General features: G+C 59.5%; 16 protein-coding genes and 1 pseudogene. 11 read left to right on the forward strand and 6 right to left on the reverse strand.

The window, feature by feature from the left end; genetic code table 11:
- Positions 1–2: 2 nt before the first annotated feature.
- Positions 3–482: a DUF6505 family protein gene (locus tag WAO69_RS04020; protein WP_422176760.1), complete on the forward strand. Its 480-nt coding sequence runs from the start codon at positions 3–5 to the stop codon at positions 480–482.
- 24 nt (positions 483–506) lie between these two features.
- Here WAO69_RS04020 and WAO69_RS04025 read toward each other — a convergent pair whose 3' ends face one another.
- The 3 genes from WAO69_RS04025 to acs form a co-directional block, all read right to left on the reverse strand.
- Positions 507–1007, reverse strand: coding sequence for a flavin reductase family protein (locus WAO69_RS04025; protein WP_422176761.1), 501 nt, complete (start codon positions 1005–1007; stop codon positions 507–509).
- Between the two features lie 273 nt (positions 1008–1280).
- On the reverse strand, positions 1281–1976 hold the full coding sequence (locus WAO69_RS04030) for an adenylate kinase (RefSeq protein WP_422176762.1): 696 nt from the start codon (positions 1974–1976) through the stop codon (positions 1281–1283).
- A gap of 10 nt (positions 1977–1986) precedes the next feature.
- A complete protein-coding gene (acs, locus tag WAO69_RS04035; RefSeq protein WP_422176763.1) occupies positions 1987–3960 on the reverse strand; it encodes an acetate--CoA ligase in 1974 nt (657 codons plus the stop codon).
- Positions 3961–4462: 502 nt separating this feature from the next.
- On the opposite strand from acs, the gene WAO69_RS04040 reads away from it, so the two are divergent.
- The 7 genes from WAO69_RS04040 (at position 4463) to WAO69_RS04070 (ending at position 13001) form a co-directional block, all read left to right on the forward strand.
- The gene (locus WAO69_RS04040) at positions 4463–5482 is read left to right on the forward strand and encodes a C4-dicarboxylate TRAP transporter substrate-binding protein (RefSeq protein WP_422176764.1); all 1020 of its coding nucleotides are present in this window, start codon (positions 4463–4465) and stop codon (positions 5480–5482) included.
- 89 nt (positions 5483–5571) lie between these two features.
- Positions 5572–6201 carry a TRAP transporter small permease subunit gene (locus WAO69_RS04045; RefSeq protein ID WP_422176765.1) on the forward strand — a complete coding sequence of 210 codons (630 nt, stop codon included), beginning with the start codon at positions 5572–5574 and terminating at the stop codon, positions 6199–6201.
- Positions 6201–7604 (forward strand): TRAP transporter large permease, encoded by a 1404-nt coding sequence (locus WAO69_RS04050; protein ID WP_422176766.1) that lies wholly within the window; start codon positions 6201–6203, stop codon positions 7602–7604. The genes WAO69_RS04045 and WAO69_RS04050 overlap by 1 nt, the downstream gene beginning before the upstream one ends.
- Before the next feature lie 45 nt (positions 7605–7649).
- A complete protein-coding gene (locus WAO69_RS04055; protein WP_422176767.1) occupies positions 7650–9839 on the forward strand; it encodes a thiamine pyrophosphate-dependent enzyme in 2190 nt (729 codons plus the stop codon).
- Positions 9836–10867 carry an ACP S-malonyltransferase gene (locus WAO69_RS04060; RefSeq protein WP_422176768.1) on the forward strand — a complete coding sequence of 344 codons (1032 nt, stop codon included), beginning with the start codon at positions 9836–9838 and terminating at the stop codon, positions 10865–10867. Before WAO69_RS04055 ends, WAO69_RS04060 begins: the two co-directional genes overlap by 4 nt.
- A gap of 83 nt (positions 10868–10950) precedes the next feature.
- A complete protein-coding gene (locus WAO69_RS04065; RefSeq protein ID WP_422176769.1) occupies positions 10951–12171 on the forward strand; it encodes an NAD(P)/FAD-dependent oxidoreductase in 1221 nt (406 codons plus the stop codon).
- Positions 12168–13001 carry an NAD-dependent epimerase/dehydratase family protein gene (locus WAO69_RS04070; RefSeq protein WP_422176770.1) on the forward strand — a complete coding sequence of 278 codons (834 nt, stop codon included), beginning with the start codon at positions 12168–12170 and terminating at the stop codon, positions 12999–13001. The genes WAO69_RS04065 and WAO69_RS04070 overlap by 4 nt, the downstream gene beginning before the upstream one ends.
- Before the next feature lie 153 nt (positions 13002–13154).
- Here the strand turns inward: WAO69_RS04070 and WAO69_RS04075 are convergent, their stop codons facing one another.
- Positions 13155–14381 (reverse strand): urate hydroxylase PuuD, encoded by a 1227-nt coding sequence (locus WAO69_RS04075; RefSeq protein ID WP_422176771.1) that lies wholly within the window; start codon positions 14379–14381, stop codon positions 13155–13157.
- Between the two features lie 102 nt (positions 14382–14483).
- Here WAO69_RS04075 and WAO69_RS04080 point away from each other — a divergent pair, with 102 nt between their 5' ends.
- Both WAO69_RS04080 and WAO69_RS04085 read left to right on the forward strand, forming a co-directional pair.
- Positions 14484–15401, forward strand: coding sequence for a LysR family transcriptional regulator (locus WAO69_RS04080; RefSeq protein WP_422176772.1), 918 nt, complete (start codon positions 14484–14486; stop codon positions 15399–15401).
- Positions 15402–15496: 95 nt separating this feature from the next.
- Entirely contained in the window at positions 15497–16648 is a 1152-nt protein-coding gene (locus WAO69_RS04085; protein ID WP_422176773.1) for a lytic murein transglycosylase, read from the forward strand.
- 85 nt (positions 16649–16733) lie between these two features.
- On the opposite strand, the gene WAO69_RS04090 is transcribed toward WAO69_RS04085, so the two are convergent.
- Positions 16734–17450 carry a GntR family transcriptional regulator gene (locus tag WAO69_RS04090; protein ID WP_422176774.1) on the reverse strand — a complete coding sequence of 239 codons (717 nt, stop codon included), beginning with the start codon at positions 17448–17450 and terminating at the stop codon, positions 16734–16736.
- A 477-nt stretch (positions 17451–17927) separates the two neighbouring features.
- Between WAO69_RS04090 and WAO69_RS04095 the strand changes: the two genes are divergently transcribed.
- The gene (locus WAO69_RS04095; RefSeq protein ID WP_422176776.1) at positions 17928–18917 is read left to right on the forward strand and encodes an ABC transporter substrate-binding protein; all 990 of its coding nucleotides are present in this window, start codon (positions 17928–17930) and stop codon (positions 18915–18917) included.
- Here WAO69_RS04095 and atpD read toward each other — a convergent pair.
- Positions 18807–20015: pseudogene (gene atpD / locus WAO69_RS04100) on the reverse strand (F0F1 ATP synthase subunit beta); the annotation flags it as partial. The gene WAO69_RS04095 and the pseudogene atpD overlap by 111 nt on opposite strands.

Here is a 20015-nt window from a genome sequence, read left to right on the forward strand (position 1 = left end):
TCATGAACCTGGCACGGGCCATACATTTTGATGAAAGCGACATGAACGTGTTCCATTCCCCTGCGCGTACCGGGGAGTGGTGCATCTCGGGCGGGTTTGAATTCTCCAATTGGGGCGAGGGGGATCTGAGCGGCAAGGCCCGGCAGGCTTTCGCGAATGGCTGGTTGGGCCTTGAGACATATGGCCGTGTCACATTTGTCGCCGTCACCCAGGTCGAGCCGTTTGAGATCGACGTTCTGGTGGCGGCCTTGGCGCAGCATTTTGTCGATGTGTACGGCGCACCTTCAACCGAGGCTGCACTGGCCGTGGCACGCGAAGAAGTCATGCAGATGGTTGAACTGTGCGATGATCATGATCCCAACACCTTGCTGACCGTGGCGCGGGAACTGACAGAAGCCGGGGTCAAGGAAACCTACCGCACGATCGAGGCGCAGGCGGCCGGTCTGGACCAGTTCGCGGTCCACGGATCCGTTGACGACTGACGCGCGCTGCTGCGCCGACGCGGATCAGTCCAGCCCGGCAAACCCGCCATATTGGCCCCGTTTGAAAATCAACCCCTTGCCGGGGCGATAGGTTGCGCGGTCCACATGGCCTACAAGGATTGTATGATCACCCGCATCATGCATGGCGGACAGATGACACTCGAAGCGCGCAAGGCAGCCCTCAAGGATTGGTACATCCAACGCTGACAAGGACCAGTCAAACGCATCAAACCCGTCTCCGTTTTTTGCGAAGTGGTGCGCGAGGTCGTGCTGATCCTCGGCCATGACATGGATCGCAAAATGGGCGGCTTTGGCAAAACTTGCATGACGGCGCGAGGATTTCGCCGGTGCCCAAAGGACCAGAGGCGGATCAAGGGACAGCGAAGCAAAGGAGTTTGCCGTCATTCCCAAGGGGCCCTGATCCGATTGCGCCGTGACCACAGTGACCCCGGTTGCAAAACATCCCAAAGCATCGCGAAAATCGCGAGCGGTGTCAGCGGCGGGGACAAAACTGTGTTCGGACATATCGCGCGGGTCTCCTTGCCCGTCAGGTCGCACGGGCGGGGCGGTTTGTCCATCTGCGCTGGTGCAAAATATCACCTGCTGCGTTCTGACTGTACTTTGCACGATATCTAAATCGGCAGCGGCCCTGGGCAACATCGGCAGAACCTTGTCAGAGTGCCTGCATGAATGTTGCCCGGCTGGGTTTGGCCCGCTGTGCGAGGCGTCAGAACGGGTGCGCCCATACGGGCCGGGCGCACAGCGTCTGAGTGGTGCGCGTCGCCATCGTCCAGTTGTTCAATTCGGCCGGGTTGCGTCGCGCACGATCTGAGCCAGCGCGGCTGCAATGTTGTGGATATTGCCCATGGCATCCACGGATTGCAGAACACCCTTACCGTCATAATAGGAAATCAGCGGCGCTGTTTGCGCGTGATAGGCCTGAAGGCGTTGACCGACGGTTTCCGCCTTGTCGTCGGCGCGCCGTTTCATGTCAGCGGCCCCGCATTTGTCGCAGGTACCGGCGGTTTCCGGCTGTTTGAACGTGTCGTGATAGCCCTCGCCGCAACCGCCGCACGTATATCGACCCGAGATACGGGTGACCATCTCGCCATCATCCACTTCTAACGAGATCGCGGCGTTGATCTTCTGTCCGGTTTCAAGCAGCAGCGCATCAAGGGCCGAGGCCTGTACGGTCGTGCGCGGAAAGCCGTCAAGAATGACCCCGCGTTGGACGTCTGCATCCCCCAGACGGTCGCGCAGTATGGCGATAACGATATCATCGCTGACCAGATCGCCGGCCTCCATCACGGCTTTGGCCGCTTTGCCGGCATCGGTGCCCGCCGCAACGGCCGCACGCAACAGATCTCCGGTCGAAAGTTGCACAAGGCCGAACTCCTCTTCAAGAAGACGCGCCTGCGTGCCTTTGCCCGCGCCCGGCGGTCCCAACAGGATTAGGACAGCCGGAGAGGTTTCGATCGCGGGTGCTCCATCCATGGCCCTCACCTCACTTGCCGGCACGATTGGCGATCAGGTCATCCACCACCGACGGATCGGCCAGAGTCGAGGTATCCCCCAGCGCGCCAAAGTCGTTCTCGGCGATCTTGCGCAGAATACGGCGCATGATTTTGCCCGATCGCGTTTTGGGCAGGCCGGGGGCCCATTGAATGACGTCAGGCGATGCGATCGGCCCGATTTCCGTCCGCACCCAGGTGCGCAATTCCTTGTAAAGCTCGTCTGTTGGTTCGACCCCGTTCATCAGCGTGACATAGCAATAGATGCCCTGGCCCTTGATCTCATGCGGATAGCCGACAACAGCGGCCTCTGCGACAGCTGCATGCGCGACAAGGGCGCTTTCCACCTCGGCAGTGCCCATGCGGTGTCCCGAGACGTTGATCACATCGTCTACGCGGCCCGTGATCCAATAGTCTCCATCCTGATCGCGTTTGCAGCCATCACCAGAGAAGTAATAGCCTTTGTAGTCGCTGAAATAGGTCTTCTCGAAACGCTCGTGATCGCCCCAAACGCTGCGCATCTGACCGGGCCAGCTGTCTTTCAGGCACAGCACGCCTTCGCTTGGGAATGTGTGGATTTCCTCGCCTGATTGTGGATCCAGCACGACCGGAAGAACGCCGAAGAAGGGTTTCATCGCTGCGCCGGGTTTCATCGCATGTGCGCCGGGCAGGGGGGTCAGCAGGTGACCGCCGGTCTCAGTTTGCCACCAGGTGTCGACAATGGGACAGCGGCCTTTGCCGACAACCTCGTTGTACCAGTTCCAGGCTTCCGGGTTGATCGGCTCGCCCACGGTTCCAAGGATGCGCAGATCGCTCAGATCGCATTTCTCGACCCATTCGTTGCCCTGGCCCATCAGCGCGCGCAGTGCGGTGGGGGCGGTGTAAAACTGGTTTACCTTATGCTTGTCGCAAACCTGCCAGAACCGCGAGGCATCGGGATAGGTCGGCACGCCTTCGAACATCAGCGTCGTCGCGCCGTTGGCGAGGGGGCCGTAAACGATATAGCTGTGACCTGTGACCCAACCCACGTCAGCGGTGCACCAGTAGATGTCGCCCTCGTGATAATCAAACACCAGCTCATGTGTCATCGCAGCATAGACCAGATAGCCGCCCGTCGTGTGCACAACGCCTTTGGGTTGCCCGGTCGAGCCGGAGGTGTAGAGGATGAACAGCGGATCTTCGGCGTTCATCTCGGCCGGAGCGCAATACTCGTCCGCCTCCAGCATCATTTCGTTATAGTCGTAATCGCGGTCGGCAATCCAGGTGGTCTGACCGCCGGTCCGTTTTACGACAAGGCATTTCACCGTGTCCTTGCAGTGCAAAAGTGCAGCATCCGCGTTCGATTTCAGCGCCGTTTTGCGCCCGCCACGCGGAGCCTCGTCGGCGGTGATGAGCAGCTTTGCTTCCGAACCATTGATCCGTGCCGCAAGCGCGTCCGGCGAAAAGCCTGCGAAAACGATGGAGTGGATCGCGCCGATGCGCGCGCATGCCAGCATGGCATAGGCCGCCTCGGGGATCATCGGCAGATAGATCACCACCCGGTCGCCTTTGCGCACGCCAAGGCTTTCCAGCACATTGGCCATCTTGCAGACGTTGCTGTGGAGTTCTTTGTAGGTGATGTGCTTGGCCGCTTCGTTCGGATCATCAGGCTCGAAAATGATGGCGGTTTGGTCTGCGCGGGTTGCCAGGTGGCGGTCAATGCAGTTGGCGGCGACATTCAACGTGCCGTCCTTGAACCAGTTGATCGACACGTTGCCCAGCGTGAAGTCGACATCCTTGACCTCGGTATAGGGCTTTATCCAGTCGATGCGCTTGCCATGTTCGCCCCAGAAGGCATCCGGATCTGCAATGGAAGCGGCGTACATCTCGGCATATTTGGCCTCATTGATGTGGGCCTTTGCTATCATGTCGGCGGATGGCGGATAGGTGGCGCTCGTTGGCGTATTGGTTTGCGCGGCGTCGGACATCGCGGTTCCTCCCTCGGATCGTGTTTTGGGCCCGGTGTTCGGGGCGGTCTTGATCGGCTGGCTTCCCTGGGCCAGTTGCTTGCGAAATCATACCAATGGTTGAAAATAAGGAAATAAGCATCCGGAATTGCTGCATTTGCTTGTAAAGGCTTTTCCGAGATCTGCAAAGTCTTGTAAATATCCGCATCAGAAAGAGCGAAAAAACCTTGTTTGTTAGGGCTCTCGGTTGTCAAAGCGGGCTGGCTTCTCTTTTGGAACTGTGCCCGTTTTTTCGGCAAAGGGTCCGTTTCATGAGCGAAAAGCAGATGTGACAAATTGCTTCGTTTGCCTTTGCCTATCGGATTCCGGGTAGAAGCTACTGCAGTTCACGAAGCCGTGAGTCGATCTGTGCAAGGCACCGGAACCTAATTGGGGGAACAGGTCTTGGCACTGTGGAGTTGTCGCGCTAGTTTCTCGCGCAAGCGGCTTTCCGGGAGGAGGCTGCATCAACAGGGAGAGAAAAATGAACAAGTATCTTACCGGCGCTGCCGCCGCAGCAATCTCGGTTGCCTTCGTTGCAGAAGCCGCAGCGACCGAATGGAATGTATCGATGTGGGGTAAGCGCCGTGCGTTTACCGAGCACGTCGAAAAGCTGGCCGAACTGGTCAGCGCCAAGACCAATGGCGAATTCACGATCAACATGGCCTATGGTGAAACCCTGTCGAAAAACCGCGAGAACCTTGACGGTATTTCGATCGGCGCGTTCGAGATGGCCCAGTTCTGCGCCGGTTACCATCCGGACAAGAACCGCCTGATCACCGTTCTCGAGCTGCCGTTCCTGGGCGTCGAGAACCTCGAGCAGGAAGTGGCGGTCAGCCACGCAGTCTATGCGCATCCCGCAGTAACGGAAGAGATGGCACAGTGGAACGCGCGCATGCTGATGACCTCGCCCATGCCGCAGTACAACCTTGTCGGCACCGGCGAGCCCCGCGATGAACTGTCGGAATTCGAAGGCATGCGTGTGCGCGCCACCGGCGGTCTGGGCGAGGCGTTCAAGGCCGTGGGCGGGGTGCCGACTTCGGTAACCGCGTCCGAGGCTTATCAGGCCATGGAATCCGGCGTCGTCGATACAGTGGCTTTCGCCCAGCACGCCCATCTCAGCTTTGGCACGATCAACCAGGCCACCTGGTGGACCGAGAACCTGAACCCCGGCACCGTCAACTGCCCCATCGTGGTCAACATCGATGCTTATGAGGCGTTGCCTGATGCCCATCGGGAGGCTCTGGACAGCTCGGTTGACGAAGCGATCGCGTTCTATCTGCAGAACTATGCCGAGCTGCTGAAGCGCTGGGACAGCGTATTGGCCGAGAAAAACGTCACCAAGGTCACAATTTCGGATGATCAATTGACGGCCTTCCGCGAAATTGCTGCGGCACCGGCGCGTGATGCATGGATTGCGGACATGGAAGCACAAGGCCTGCCCGGTCAGGAGCTTTATGATCTGGTGGTAACCACCCTCGAAAAAGCGCAAATGACCAACTGATCGCGATACAAAGCGAGTGACCCTTTAGGGGGCCGGGCCCTGTGCCCGGCCCCCTCATTATAAAAAGAATAACCAGGGGGTGAGGAGACATGGCATCATCTGCCGCTGTCCTTGAGGATTCCAGCCTGCTCAGTCGTCTGGATCAGGCGCTGGAGCCGATCGAACGTTTCATGGCATTGTTGTCGGGGCTGGCGGTGTTTTCACTGATGTTCCTCGCAGCCTGGTCGGTGGGCGGACGCAAGTTTTTTGGCTCGCCGTTGCTGGGCTATGTCGACTACATCGAAGCCGCCATGCCTTTGATCGCGATTGCGGGTGTATCCTGGGTGCAGCGCGATGGCACGCATGTGCGGATGGATATCCTGGTCAGTCAGCTCAAGGGGCGGCTGCTGTGGCTGTTCGAGCTGATCTCGGTTCTTCTTATCATGGTTTTGATTGTTGCTCTGGTCTGGGGCGCTTGGGCGCATTTCGATCGCTCGTTTGACTGCGCGCGGCCATTGTGTTCACGCGACAGTTCGATCGATGTCGGCATTCCAACCTGGCCGTCCAAGCTGGTGGTGCCGGTGGCATTTGCGGTTTTGATGCTGCGGCTGACTTTGCAGGCCGTTGGCTATGGGCGCGCCCTTGTGCTGGGGCTTGAAAATCCGGTGGCCGTACCGCTGAACCTCAGTGTGGCCGAACAGGCGCGGCTGGAAGCGGCCCAATTGGAAGGGCGCGAGTGATGGAACCCATTGAAATCGGCATCTGGGTAACCGGCGGCATGTTTGTGCTGGTTGTGCTGGGTATGCGCGTCGCTTTCGCGGCCGGTCTTGCAGGCTTCATTGGCCTTGTCTGGCTGCGTTGGAATCAGTTCGACTATGATCCGGAGCGGTTTTGGAAGGCTCTCGAGATCAGCGTCAAGGTGGCTGGTCAGGTCCCGCACTCCAAGGTCAGCTCACAGGCGTTGAGTCTGATCCCGACCTTCATCCTGATCGGATACCTGGCCTATTACGCCAATCTGACCAAGGCGCTGTTTGATGCGGCCAAGAAGTGGATCGCATGGGTGCCGGGTGGGCTTGCAGTGTCGACGGTATTTGCAACGGCAGGCTTTGCCGCCGTCTCGGGCGCTTCGGTTGCGACGGCAGCCGTTTTCGCTCGGATCGCCATCCCGGAAATGCTCAAGATCGGCTACAACAAGCAGTTCGCGGCAGGCGTGGTTGCCGCAGGCGGCACGCTGGCCTCCTTGATTCCGCCCTCGGCCATTCTGGTGATTTACGCGATCATCGTCGAACAGGATGTCGGCATGTTGCTGCTGGCAGGGTTCATCCCCGGTGCCTTCTCGGCCCTTGTCTATGCGATTTTGATCATCAGCATCGCGGTTGTTTTCAAGTCGGTTGGCCCGCCGGTTGGCGGCTTTTCCTGGGCGGACCGATTCACCTCGCTTTTGCCGGCCTTGCCGATCGTGGCTGTGGTCGTGATCATCATCTTCTTTGTCTACAATCCCTTCGGCGAGGCCTGGGGAACGCCCACGGAAGGTGGTGCAGTCGGGGCCTTCATCGTCTTCCTGATGGCGCTTTATCGCGGTATGCGCTGGGGCGAATTGAAAATGGCGCTGCTCGAGACCGCCAAGCTGACGGTGATGATTTTCACCATCATCTGGGGTGTGCTGATCTATGTGCGCTTCCTGGGCTTTGCCGAGCTTCCGGCGGCATTTTCCGACTGGATCACCTCGCTTGAGATGTCGCCCATGCTGATCCTGGTGTGCATCCTGCTGGCCTATGCAGTGCTGGGCATGTTCATGGATGCCATTGGAATGCTGTTGCTGACGCTGCCTGTCGTTTATCCGGCGGTGATGGCGCTGAACGGAGGCGAGTTCGTCTCGGCTGCAGACAGCGCCTTTGGCATGTCCGGGACGATGTGTGCCGTCTGGTTCGGGATCCTGGTGGTCAAGATGGCCGAGTTCTGTCTGATCACACCGCCAATCGGGTTGAACTGTTTCGTTGTGGCCGGTGTGCGCGATGATCTGAGCGTGCAGGACGTGTTCAAGGGCGTCACGCCGTTCTTCATTGCCGACGGGATCACGATTGCCCTTCTGGTGTCCTTCCCGATGATCGTGTTGTGGCTGCCCATGCTTGCGAGCGGATAGAGGCGGGGGCAGTCTCGCCTGAAACAGAATCACCGGGAGTGAACCATGGATCGCGTCGCCCTCGTTCACGAGGCGTTTCTAAACCGTGTTGCGTCCGGTGATCTGCCGCCGGGCGCAACACCCTCGGGGCCGCTAAGCGCAGAGGACGCGATTGCCGTGTTTCGCGCACAATGTCTTTCACGGGCATTGGATCGCGAAAGCCGGGTGATGCAAAAGGCCGGGCAGGGGTTTTACACCATCGGCTCCTCTGGGCACGAGGGCATGGCCGCGGTTGCCCTGGCGTTGCGTCCGACGGATCCGGCATTTCTGCATTACCGCGACGCTGCGTTTCAGATCGCGCGATCCGGGCAAGTTCCGGGGCAGAATATCACCTGGGACATGCTGCTGAGTTTTGCCTGCTCATCCGAAGATCCGATCTCTGGCGGGCGTCACAAGGTGTTGGGATCCAAAGCGCTGATGATCCCGCCGCAAACCTCGACAATCGCGAGTCATTTGCCCAAAGCTGTGGGTGCCGCGTTCTCGCAAGGTCTGGCACGGCGCCATCCGCCAGAGCATCGACAGTTCCGGGATGATGCGATTGTCATGTGTTCGTTCGGCGATGCTTCGGCCAATCACTCGACCGCGCAGGGTGCGTTCAACACGGCGGGATGGACCGCGGTGCAGAACACACCCTTGCCTGTGTTGTTTGTCTGCGAGGACAACGGCATCGGGATTTCGGTGAAAACGCCCAAAGGCTGGATTGCGGCCTCGATGAAGCATCGCCCGGGTGTGAGGTATTTCGAAGCCGACGGTCTGGATATGTTCGACACGTTCCGTGTCGCCTCGCAGGCCGCGGCCTATGTCCGTACCCAGCGCAAACCGGCTTTCCTGCATCTGCGCATGATCCGGCTTTATGGTCATGCCGGCGCGGATGTGGCCACCAGCTATCTCAGCCAGAAAGAGGTTGAGGCCGAGGAGGCGAATGATCCTCTGCTCCATTCGGTTCGCTTGTTGTCCGAGGCGGGAGCGCTTGAGCCTGAGCAGGCATTGGACATCTATACGGACACCTGCCTGCGTGTGGCAGAGGTCGCAAAAGAGGCTGTAACGCGCCCGCGACTGAGTGATGCGACAGGCGTCATGGCCAGCTTGATCCCGCCCAAGCGCGTCTGCCAACCGACCAACGGACCAGAGCCTGAAAAACGTGCCGAGATATTCGGCGCGGATATCAAGGCGATGGAGGTGCCACAGACTCTGTCGAAATGCCTTAACATGGCGCTTACCGATCTGATGCTTGAGCATGGCGAGATTGCCCTCATGGGCGAAGACGTGGGGCGAAAGGGTGGTGTCTATGGCGTTACCCAGAGACTCCAGTCGCGCTTTGGCCCTGACCGGGTGATGGACACGCTTCTGGACGAACAATCCATTCTGGGTCTGGCCATCGGTCTGGCCCACAACGGCTTTGTCCCGATCCCCGAGATTCAGTTTCTGGCCTATCTGCATAACGCTGAAGATCAGTTGCGGGGAGAGGCTGCGACCTTGCCGTTCTTTTCCAACGGTCAGTTCACCAATCCGATGGTGCTGCGCATTGCCGGTCTGGGATATCAGAAAGGCTTTGGCGGGCATTTTCACAACGACAACTCCCTGGCTGTCTTGCGTGACATTCCCGGAGTGATCATTGCCTGCCCCTCTACCCCGGCGGATGCCGCGAAGATGCTGCGCGAAAGCGTGCGTCTTGCGCGCGAAGAACAACGTGTCGTGGTGTTCGTCGAGCCGATTGCGCTCTACCCGATGCGCGATTTGTTTGAAGCCGGCGATGGTGCCTGGATGAACCTCTATCCCGAACCGGGAGAACGCATCGCACTGGGTGAAATAGGTCAGCATGGAGACGGTTGTGATCTGGCGATCGTGACCTACGGCAACGGGCATTATCTTTCGCGGCAGGCCGAAAGAACGCTGTCGCAAGACGGTATTGCCGCGCGGGTGATTGATCTGCGCTGGCTTGCTCCTTTGCCCACAGAGGCTCTGATGGTTGCGCTGGAGGGTGTGTCAAACGTGTTGATCGTTGATGAATGCCGCCGCACCGGCGGGCAGGCCGAAGGGCTGATGGCGCTGATGGCCGAAGCGGGCATCGGAAGTGTCGCACGCGTCACAGCCGAAGACAGTTTCATTGCGACCGGTCCTGCCTATGGTGCGACGCTCCCGTCTGCCGAGGGCATAGCGGCTGCGGCCCGCGCCTTGCTTGGAAACACCACATGATGCGCCGGGCTGTGGTGATCTGCCCGGGTCGGGGAACATACAACAAGGCTGAACTGGGGTATCTGGCGCGCCATCATGGGGGGCAGGCTGATCTGATTGCCGGTTTTGATGCGCAACGTATCGCGGCAGGGCGCGCCCCGGTTTCGAAACTGGACAGCGCGGCACGGTTTGTCACGTCAGATTATGCGCGCGGCGACGTGGCCTCGGCCCTGATTTACGCCTGCGCCGCCGCAGATGCCGGGGCGCTGGCACAGGATATCGAGATCGTTGCCGTCACGGGGAATTCCATGGGCTGGTACATTGCTCTGGCGGTGGGCAGGGCGCTGTCTGCGCCTGAGGGGTTTCGCCTTACAGATACCATGGGAACGTTGATGCACGATAACCTGATCGGCGGTCAGATCGTCTATCCATGCTGGGGAGAGGATTGGGTTCCCGATCCCGCGCGCAAGGCCGCTTTGCTGGCGCAGCTGTCTGAGATCGGTGCCGCGCAGGGCCAGACACTGGACCTGTCGATTGATCTGGGCGGCATGATCGTGGTTGCGGGGGACGAGGCGGGTCTGCGCGCATTCGAGGCGGCGGTGCCCTCGATCGGCGGGCGCTTTCCCATGCGTTTGCCGCAACACGCGGGCTTTCATACCAAACTGCAGTCTCCTGTTGCCGCGCAGGGTCGCGCGGCATTGTCGGACCTATCCATGCACCAGCCCGCATGCCCGCTGATTGACGGGCGCGGTCATGTCTGGTGGCCGGGGGCGCAGGGCACTGGCGCGCTTTTCGATTATACTCTGGGCCATCAGGTCACCGAAACATATGATTTCGCCGCTGCCATCCGATCGGCTGCGCGAGAATTCGCGCCTGATCTGTTCATCATCACCGGCCCTGGCACCACATTGGGCGGGGCCGTAGCGCAATCTCTGATCGCATGTGAGTGGCGTGGACTGGGCAGCAAAGCCGATTTCGAAGCGGCCCAGGAGGCCGGGCCGCTGGTGGTGGCCATGGGGCGCGAGGATCAGCGCGCGCTGGTGCTCTGAGGTCCATTCTTTTGCTGCGCGATTGACTCTTGGGGGCGCGCGCCTGACTGATACCGACACCATGAAATGTTTTGGAGGAGCACATGGCTCCGATGGGCTTTGCAACAACACCGTCCCGCTCAAGCTATGACATCGTCATTATCGGCGGAGCGATCATGGGCTCGTCCACGGCCTGGTTTCTTGCCAATGACCCGGATTTTGACGGCACCGTTCTGGTTGTCGAGCGCGACCCAAGCTATCAGGCCTGCTCGACTGCGCATACGAATTCCTGCATTCGCCAACAATTCTCGACCGAGTTGAATGTGCGGATCTCGCAGTTTGGGGCTGATTTCGTCACCAATCTGCGCAGCTATATGGGAGATGAGCGTATCCCCGATATGCCCATTCAGAGCTATGGCTATATGTATCTGGCCGATAACGAAGGGTTCGCAGAGGCATTGCGCGAGGCTCAGAAGGTGCAACTGGCATCTGGTGCGCATACCCGATTGATGAGCCCGGACGAGATTGCGGCCGAGTATCCGTTCTACCAGCTTGATGACATCGTCTTGGGCAGCATCAATACGGTGAATGAAGGCTACTTCGATGGTGGCGGCCTGTTTGACTGGTTTCGTCGCTCGGCCCGGGAACGTGGCGTGGAATATGTGCAGGGCGAGGTCAGCGCGATCACGCGGGATGCATCGGGGCACAAGGTCCTGAGCGTGACGCTGGCCACAGGTGAGGTGATTGCCTGTGGGCAGGTGGTCAACGCCACGGGCCCGCGTGCGGCGCGCACGGCCGCGATGGCCGGGATCGGCCTGCCTGTCGAGCCGCGCAAGCGCTTTACCTGGGTGTTCGAGGCGCGCGAGAAGCTGGGGCGTGATCTGCCGCTGACCATCGACCCATCGGGGGTACATGTGCGTCAGGATGGCCCTGAGACCTATCTTGTCGGCTGCAAGCCGGATCCGGACCCTGCGGTCGCATTTGACGATTTTTCCATGGATCATGCCATCTGGGAGGAGTTCGTCTGGCCCACTCTGGCCACGCGCATCCCCGCGTTCGAAGCGATCCGGGTCGTGACGGAATGGGCCGGGCATTACGCCTATAACACGCTTGATCAGAACGCAGTTCTGGGACCGCATCCAGAGCTTGGGAATTTCCATTTCATCAACGGATTTTCAGGCCATGGGTTGCAGCAATCCCCGGCCATGGGGCGTGGGCTGGCGGAAATGCTGGTGCATGGCCGCTATCACAGCCTTGATCTCAGTCCGTTCGGCTATGGCCGGGTGCTGACCAATTCGGCCATCATCGAAAGGGCTGTGATATGAAAAAGCTCGTTCTGACCGGTGCCGCGGGCCGACTGGGGTCTTACCTGCGCGAACCGCTCTCCAGGATGTGTGATGAATTGGTGTCGACGGATATCGCGCCTGAGATCGGCACTCTCTTGCCGGGCGAGACGTTTCGCACGGCTGATCTTGCAAGTTTTGAGCAGATTGCGCCGCTTCTGGAGGGGGCCGATATGGTTGTGCATTTCGGAGCGATCTCCGATGAGGCCCCGTTCGAAGACTTGCTGGGCCCGAATTTCATCGGGGCCTATAACATCTGGGAGGCCGCGCGCCGGCATCGGGTGCGCCGTGTGGTCTATGCCAGCTCGATCCATGCCGTTGGAATGCATCCGAAATCTGACGCCATAGGGATTGACGCCGCGCACCGCCCGGATGGATTTTATGGGTTGGCCAAGTGTTTCGCAGAAGATCTGGGCCGGATGTACTGGGACAAGAGCGGTGTGGAATCCGTGCATCTGCGAATCCTGTCCTGCGCGCAGGTGACCTCGCCGCGGGCGCTGGGCTCATGGTTGTCTTATGATGATCTGATTCAGCTTGTGACGCGCGCCGTGGATACTCCTACGACGGGCTTCAGCATCGTCTATGGCGTGTCAGCCAATGATCGGGTGCCGGTCGACAATTCCGGCGCAGGCTTCCTGGGCTATCGACCAAAAGACAATGCAGAGGTTTACGCTGAAGATATCCTGGCGAAGGCACCGCCTGCCGATCCGACCGATCCGGCCCAGATCTATCACGGTGGGCCCTTCGCCAAAGCCCCGTTGGGCAAAAGCGGCAAGGCGCTGATGAACATTCCGGATGACAAGAAGACCTGAGCCAGCACCTGCCGAACGCAACAGGCTTGCGCGGGCAGTCCGGGCTTGCTCTGCCCTTTTGGGGCGGGTTCGGTCAGCGCGCCAATAAGAACGCCCAGCGTGTCGATGTCTTGGTCAGCCCAACCTGCACATTCGGGTGGCCCACGAGATGCATCATGACCCTGTGGCGGCTCGGTACCAGGCCACGATGGCCGCGCGTGCCTCTGGTTGCATGTCGATGGCATTGGGCGGAGGCATGGCGTGGCTGATGCCGGCCTGCAGATAGATCAGCCTCGCATGACGCGCGACGTCGCTTTGTGTTTCCAGCACGATCCCCTTGGGCGGCCAGGCCAGACCCTGCCAGGCGGGCTCGCGCGCATGGCACATCGAGCAGTTTCCAAGCACCGTGTCATAGGCATCCTCAAATCCTAGCGCCTGAACGAACTGCGTCTCGATGGGCGTCAGATCGCGCTCTGCAGCTTCGTCATACCTGTCGCCCATGTTCGCGGTCGACAGCCACATGATGGCGATGAACAACAGGGCCGTTGCACCCCATGTCCAGTGAGGCCGCCCCTTGCGGGCATGCATCGTGTTGAAGAAATGCCGGATCGTGACACCCATCAGAAAGACCAGCGCGGCGATGATCCAGGCGTGATCGGTCGCGAAGGCCAGCGGGTAGTGATTGGACAGCATGAGGAAAATCACCGGCAAGGTAAGGTAGTTGTTATGCGTCGATCTGAGCTTGGCGATTTTACCGTATTTGGGGTCCGGAGTGCGGCCAGCCTTGAGGTCTGCCACGACGATGCGCTGGTTCGGCATGATGATGAAAAACACGTTCGCCGTCATGATCGTTGCGGTGAAAGCGCCCAGATGGAGCAGCGCCGCACGCCCGGTAAAGACCTGATTGAGGCCCCAGCTCATCGCGACGATGATTGCAAACAGAACCAGCATCATCAGCGTCGGGCGTTCCCCTACCGCAGACTTGCACAACCCGTCGTAAAGCAGCCAACCCACCGCTATGGTGGCGGCCGAGATCGCGATGCCCTGCCAAAGCGTGATGTCGGCACGCGAGGGATCAAGCAGATACAGCTCACCTCCGACCCAGTACACGATCATCAGCAGCGCGGCACCCGACAGCCACGTCGAATAGCTTTCCCATTTGAACCAGGTCAGATGATCGGGCATCGCTTCGGGAGCAACGAGGTACTTCTGGATGTGATAGAACCCACCGCCATGGACTTGCCATTCCTCGCCGTCAGCCGGTCCCTTGATGTTGCGGTTCAAGCCGAGATCAAGCGCGATAAAATAAAATGAAGATCCGATCCATGCCATCGCGGTGATGACATGAAGCCAACGGACGGCAAAACCGATCCAATCCCACATCACTGCCAGATCATACATAAGCTCTGCCTTCTTGATTCGTCCCGTCTGCCCAGTCTATGCGCAGGGGCATTCTTCTGCTATTCCGGCCGAATACCAAGCAGCATCAAAAAAATCAGAACAATGTCCTATCTCGACAATATCCGAACCTTCGTGCGTGTCTATGAATTGGGCAGCATGTCTGCGGCGGGTCGTGATTTGCGTATTTCTCCTGCCGTGACATCTTCGCGGATTGCACAGCTTGAGGACCACCTGAACGTCAGGTTGTTTCAACGAACAACGCGCAATCTGACGCCGACCGAGCAGGGCAAGGCATTCTACACCGGTGCATGCGAGATATTGGAAGCTGTTGACAGCGCCGAGGCACAGGTTGTCAACATCACCGAAAATCCGCGCGGCTCGCTTTATGTTGCTGCCCCCTTGGGCGTAGGCAGGCGGCTGATCGCCCCGCAGGTGCCCGAATTTCTCAAGACCTATCCCGAAGTCAGCCTGCGTCTGCGTCTCACGGACAGGCGGGTGGATCTGACGTCTGAAGGTCTGGATCTGGCATTTTTCCTCGGTCAGCCCGAGGACAGCACCCTGCGCATCCGCAAGATTGCAGATGTCGAACGGATCCTCTGCGCGGCGCCTGAATACATCGCGGCGCGGGGCAATCCAGCGACCGGAGCCGAATTGATCGCGCAGGGACATGAGTGCCTCAACCTGCGCTTTCCCGGCGCGACAGAGTTCCAGTGGCGCTTGATCACTCCCGAGGGCGCAAAACGGTTTCGCGTCTCGGGACGCTATGAGGCTGACGATGGCGAAGTGCTGACCGATTGGGCGCTTGCAGGTCAAGGCATCGCGTTGAAGCCGATTTTCGAGGTTGCCGATCATCTGGCTTCCGGCCGCCTTGTTCCCGTAGCGACGCAAACGCCGCCTGAACCCATTCAGATGGCCTGTCTGTTCACTCATCGGCGGGGGCAGGATCCCAAGACGCGCTTGTTCATGGATTTCATCATTGACCGGATAGGTGCTGTGGTGCGCAGCGATGTCCCGGCCTGAACGGCCTGCAAGATTTTGCCAGTGCCGCGCAGATGGTTTGTGCTGGGCCGCAGATGCGCTAAGCTGCAGGCAAAGAGCAAAAAACAGGCAAAACGATGAGCATTACAAGACGTCATTTCGGGGTCTCGCTGGCGGCACTTGGCCTTGCGGCCTGTTCGAATACCTCGATGCCGGGTCCGCGCGGCACCGTTTCGGTCGCCTCAGGCTTGCCGGACGATCTCAAACCGGCTCCAAACGCGGCATATGACGCTTGGGTGGCGTCGTTCCGTACACGCGCGCCTGCACAAGGCATTTCCCCCGAAACCTTGCGCGTGGCATTTCGCGGCACGGGCTATCTGCCGGGTGTCGTGCGGCGGGACCGCAATCAGACCGAGTTCAAACGCAGCCTCGAAGACTATCTGGCTATCGCTGTCTCGGACGAGCGGGTCAGCAAGGGGCAGGCTGCCTTTGCGCGCCACAGGTCTGTGCTGAATGCGCTGGAAGCTCAATACGGGGTTGATGCGGAGATCATCACTGCGATCTGGGGGCTTGAGAGCTTCTTTGGCGAGCGCAAGGGCGATGTGCCGGTCATATCGGCCACATCCACACTGGCCTTTGACGGACGGCGGGGCGCGTTCTTTGAAAAGCAACTGGTTGCTGCGCTGCAGATCTTGGAGAACGGTGACATTACCCCGTCGGGCATGATCGGCAGCTGGGCCGGTGCCATGGGGCATACGCAGTTTATCCCGACCTCGTATCTGGCCTTTGCCGTGGATTACACAGGCGACGGGCGACGCGATATCTGGTCCGAGGATCCAAGCGACTCGCTTGCGTCAACAGCGGCCTATCTGGCGCGCAATGGCTGGACGCGGGGTCTGCGCTGGGGCGGCGAAGCTGGTCCCGGGGCACCGTCCGGCTCCGAGATCCAGCCGCAACCCGGCGGACCGCGATTTGTCGTTACCTCGAATTTCGGGGTCATCAAGCGTTACAACAACGCGGATGCCTATGCGATCGGAGTGGGCCATCTGGCCGACCGGATCGGTGGAGGCGCACCACTGCGCGCAAGTTTCCCGCCCGATGAGTTCGGTCTGACCAAGGATGATCGCACGCGGTTGCAGGAGCGTCTGACAGCACGCGGGTTTGATACCGGTGGAACAGATGGGGTTATCGGACCCAAGAGCCGCGGCGCAATCAGCGACTATCAAAGAAGTATCGGTCGACCTGCGACGGGCGATCCGTCTCAGGAGCTGTTGCGCTCGCTGGGGTAGGCCCTGTGGGCTGAACAGCTGCGGAGGGCTCGGATGATGTGCACGGGCTTGCCCGAGCCCGGCGCGGGCAGCGCGCCGCAGATTGTCACGAAGCCGACAGCATGTCGCGAAGATTGCGGTTTTCGGAATTGGCAGGTTCGAAACGCAAAGCCGAATGAATGTCCACCAGATGGCTGCGCATGATTTGTTCGGCCTGATCCGGGTCGTTCTTGGCGATGGCCTCGATCAGCGCATGGTGAGAATGGCCGTCGCATCGTGCGCTTGCGCGGCTCCAATAGAGCGCGATGATCAGGGAAGACCGGGACACAAGACTTTCGACGAACTCGGTGATCGTCTGTTGATCGGCGATGCGCGCGATCTTGACGTGAAACAGACCTGAAAGACGAAGCGCGCGCCCATATGCATCTTCGCGGACGGCGCGATGCTCTTCCTCGGTATGCCGCAGCAGGTCTTCTATGTCGCTTTTGGTCGCCTTGAGCGCAGCATTGCGCGCCGTGCGCGGTTCAAGCAGTTCGCGCGCCTCAAACACTTCACGTGCTTCGCGATGCGAGGGTTCTGCTACGCTGGCTCCACGATTCGGGCGCAAGGTGACAAGATGCATATGGGCCAGCGATTGAAGCCCGCTGCGCACGATTGTCCGTGAAACGCCATATATTTCAGTAAGATCGCTCTCGGCCAGTCGGGTTCCCGGAGGCAGGCGATGTTCATGAATGGCCAGTTCGACCCCGGCATGCACGGGGTTGATTGCCAACTCGGGAGGCGTTCTGCCTGAAAAGTCATCTTTGTGGTTGTTCATACGCATAGAATATACGTCTTTGGATTACATACAATCTTGCATGGCAATATGGATCATAGCTGTGTTGCATCGTCAGCATTTGCAGCGCCCGGGACAGTGGCTGGGGATTGCATGCGCTTCAATTCAGAGCAAGTCGCGGATTTTTGACCAAATTTTAGTCAATCGCATACATTAAATCATTTAAATCGTATACAATATGAAAGATATATGTCGACGCACGGATTTCGATCTCTCTAAGTCAGGCGAGGACACATGCCTGTTCAGGGGGCTGTTCCACGCTAACCAACAGGAGATGAGACGATGCGAAAATCAGCAAAATATTCGAGTTCCGCGCTGGCGCTGGTGCTGGCCGCGGCGACGCTGACTGCGGCACCCGCTTGGGCGGAAAAAACACTGACGATCGGGATGACCGCAGCAGATATCCCCCGAACATCCGGTCAACCGGACCAGGGATTTGAAGGCAACCGGTTCACCGGAATCCCGATGTATGACGCGCTCACGCACTGGGATTTGTCTTCCGAGACAGAGCCAAGCGTCATTTTGCCCGGCCTCGCGACGTCCTGGGCGGTCAACCCGGACGATACGACGAAATGGGTGTTCACATTGCGTGACGGCGTGACCTTCCATGATGGTGCTCCTTTCACGGCTGCCGATGTGGTCTGGAACGTCCAGAAGGTGCTCGATGAGAACGCACCGCATTTTGCACCTGATCAGGTTGGCGCGACCAAATCGCGTATGCCGACACTTGCATCCGCCCGGGTGATAGATGACCTCACGGTCGAGCTGACGACAACGCAACCGGACAGCTTCTTGCCGCTCAACATGACGATGTTGTTCATGGCGTCACCCAGCCATTGGCAATCGCTCTATGACGCGGTTGACGCCTCTATCACTGATCCCAAAGAGCGCGCAGCAGCAGCTTGGACTGCCTTTGCCGCAGATCCATCCGGCACCGGACCGTTCGAAGGCGACCGTCTGGTTCCGCGCGAACGTTTCGAGATGGTGAAGAACGAGAACTACTGGGATTCGGCACGTACTCCGACGATTGATCGGGTCGTCCTGATCCCGCTGCCTGATGCCAATGCACGCACCGCCGCATTGTTGTCGGGGCAGGTGGACTGGATCGAAGCTCCGGCTCCGGACGCGATCCCGCGGATCCAGTCTCAAGGCAATGTCGTCTATTCCAACCCTCAGCCGCATGTGTGGCCTTGGCAGTTGTCGTTCCACGAAGGCTCTCCTTGGCTGGACAAGCGGGTGCGCCATGCTGCCAACCTCTGTGTGAACCGCGAAGAACTGCAGATTCTGCTGGGCGGCTACATGGGTATTCCCAAAGGATCGGTCGAACCTGGTCACCCATGGTGGGGTAAAGGCTTCGGTCACCATGAAGGGCTGGGTCAGGAACCTTTGCAACCGCCGCGCGCGTTTGACGATCAGGCGATCCGCAGTGCCCAGTTCCTCGACGCCCAGCAGTGAGATGATATCGCTCAACTCGCGGAACCGCGCCAGTGACTGGCGCACGGCCTCCGCCGTCTGATAGTGTTCCTCGCCCACCACCAGCGGATCAAGAAGCATCGAAGACGAGGCCAGCGGGTCAATCGCGGGATAGAACCCTTCGGCTGCCTGCGCGCGGGACAAGACGATCACGCAATCCATGTGGCTTGAGATCGTCGTGACCGCAGGGTCGGTGAAATCGTCGGCCGGGACATAGACTGCCTGAATGGCCGTCACCGCAGATCCGGCGACCGAAGCAATCCGTTCCTGCAGGCCCGCCACTTCGGCTGCCAGTGTCGGCTGATATCCCACGCGTGATGGAAGGCGACCAAGCAAGCTGGATACCTCGGCCCCCGCCTGCACGAAACGGAACACGTTATCCATCAACAGCAGGACGTTCTTATGTTTCTGATCGCGAAAGTATTCCGAGATGGTCAAGGCCGTGAGAGGTGCCCGCCAACGTGCTCCGGGTGGCTCGTTCATCTGGCCATACACCAGAACCGTGCGCTCCAGCACGCCCGAGGCCTGCATTTCGGTCAACAACTCATGCCCTTCGCGTGAGCGTTCTCCCACGCCCGCGAAGACCGAGATGCCTTCGTATTTTTCGACCACGGCGCGGATCAGTTCCATCACCAGAACGGTCTTTCCCACTCCGGCACCGCCGAACATCGCAGCCTTGCCACCCTGGGCCATGGGTGTGAGAAGGTCGATGACCTTGATCCCCGTCTCGAACACATCGGTAGTCCGGGTCTGGGATTTCAAGACCGGCGGCAGCGCGTGAATCGATCTGCGCGGTGTTTCCCTTGGCAGGTCTGGTCCGTCGTCCTTCGTCTCCCCGACGACATCCAGCAGGCGGCCCAGTACCCCATTGCCAACCGGTACGCAGACTTGCCCGCCAGTCGCGCGGACGGCTACGCCGCGCGCAAGCCCCGCGGTTGATTGAAAGGCAACCGCGCGCACGGTAGTCTGGTCAAGATGGCTGTGGACTTCGAGAATGAGGTTTTTAGCTCCATCCCATTGCACGATCAGGGCCGAGTTGATCGGTGGCAGGTCCGAGCTTTCAAAGACCACATCCACAAC

The sequence above is a fragment of the Aestuariivita sp. genome, from assembly GCF_049276915.1.
GTDB lineage: Bacteria > Pseudomonadota > Alphaproteobacteria > Rhodobacterales > Rhodobacteraceae > Aestuariivita.

Excerpts from the sequence above, each read along its gene's own strand:
- WAO69_RS04020 (WP_422176760.1), top strand. The coding sequence starts at position 3 with ATGAACCTGGCACGGGCCATACATTTTGATGAAAGCGACATGAACGTG.
- WAO69_RS04025 (WP_422176761.1), bottom strand. The coding sequence starts at position 1,007 with ATGTCCGAACACAGTTTTGTCCCCGCCGCTGACACCGCTCGCGATTTT.
- WAO69_RS04030 (WP_422176762.1), bottom strand. The coding sequence starts at position 1,976 with ATGGATGGAGCACCCGCGATCGAAACCTCTCCGGCTGTCCTAATCCTG.
- acs (WP_422176763.1), bottom strand. The coding sequence starts at position 3,960 with ATGTCCGACGCCGCGCAAACCAATACGCCAACGAGCGCCACCTATCCG.
- WAO69_RS04040 (WP_422176764.1), top strand. The coding sequence starts at position 4,463 with ATGAACAAGTATCTTACCGGCGCTGCCGCCGCAGCAATCTCGGTTGCC.
- WAO69_RS04045 (WP_422176765.1), top strand. The coding sequence starts at position 5,572 with ATGGCATCATCTGCCGCTGTCCTTGAGGATTCCAGCCTGCTCAGTCGT.
- WAO69_RS04050 (WP_422176766.1), top strand. The coding sequence starts at position 6,201 with ATGGAACCCATTGAAATCGGCATCTGGGTAACCGGCGGCATGTTTGTG.
- WAO69_RS04055 (WP_422176767.1), top strand. The coding sequence starts at position 7,650 with ATGGATCGCGTCGCCCTCGTTCACGAGGCGTTTCTAAACCGTGTTGCG.
- WAO69_RS04060 (WP_422176768.1), top strand. The coding sequence starts at position 9,836 with ATGATGCGCCGGGCTGTGGTGATCTGCCCGGGTCGGGGAACATACAAC.
- WAO69_RS04065 (WP_422176769.1), top strand. The coding sequence starts at position 10,951 with ATGGCTCCGATGGGCTTTGCAACAACACCGTCCCGCTCAAGCTATGAC.
- WAO69_RS04070 (WP_422176770.1), top strand. The coding sequence starts at position 12,168 with ATGAAAAAGCTCGTTCTGACCGGTGCCGCGGGCCGACTGGGGTCTTAC.
- WAO69_RS04075 (WP_422176771.1), bottom strand. The coding sequence starts at position 14,381 with ATGTATGATCTGGCAGTGATGTGGGATTGGATCGGTTTTGCCGTCCGT.
- WAO69_RS04080 (WP_422176772.1), top strand. The coding sequence starts at position 14,484 with ATGTCCTATCTCGACAATATCCGAACCTTCGTGCGTGTCTATGAATTG.
- WAO69_RS04085 (WP_422176773.1), top strand. The coding sequence starts at position 15,497 with ATGAGCATTACAAGACGTCATTTCGGGGTCTCGCTGGCGGCACTTGGC.
- WAO69_RS04090 (WP_422176774.1), bottom strand. The coding sequence starts at position 17,450 with ATGCGTATGAACAACCACAAAGATGACTTTTCAGGCAGAACGCCTCCC.
- WAO69_RS04095 (WP_422176776.1), top strand. The coding sequence starts at position 17,928 with ATGTATGACGCGCTCACGCACTGGGATTTGTCTTCCGAGACAGAGCCA.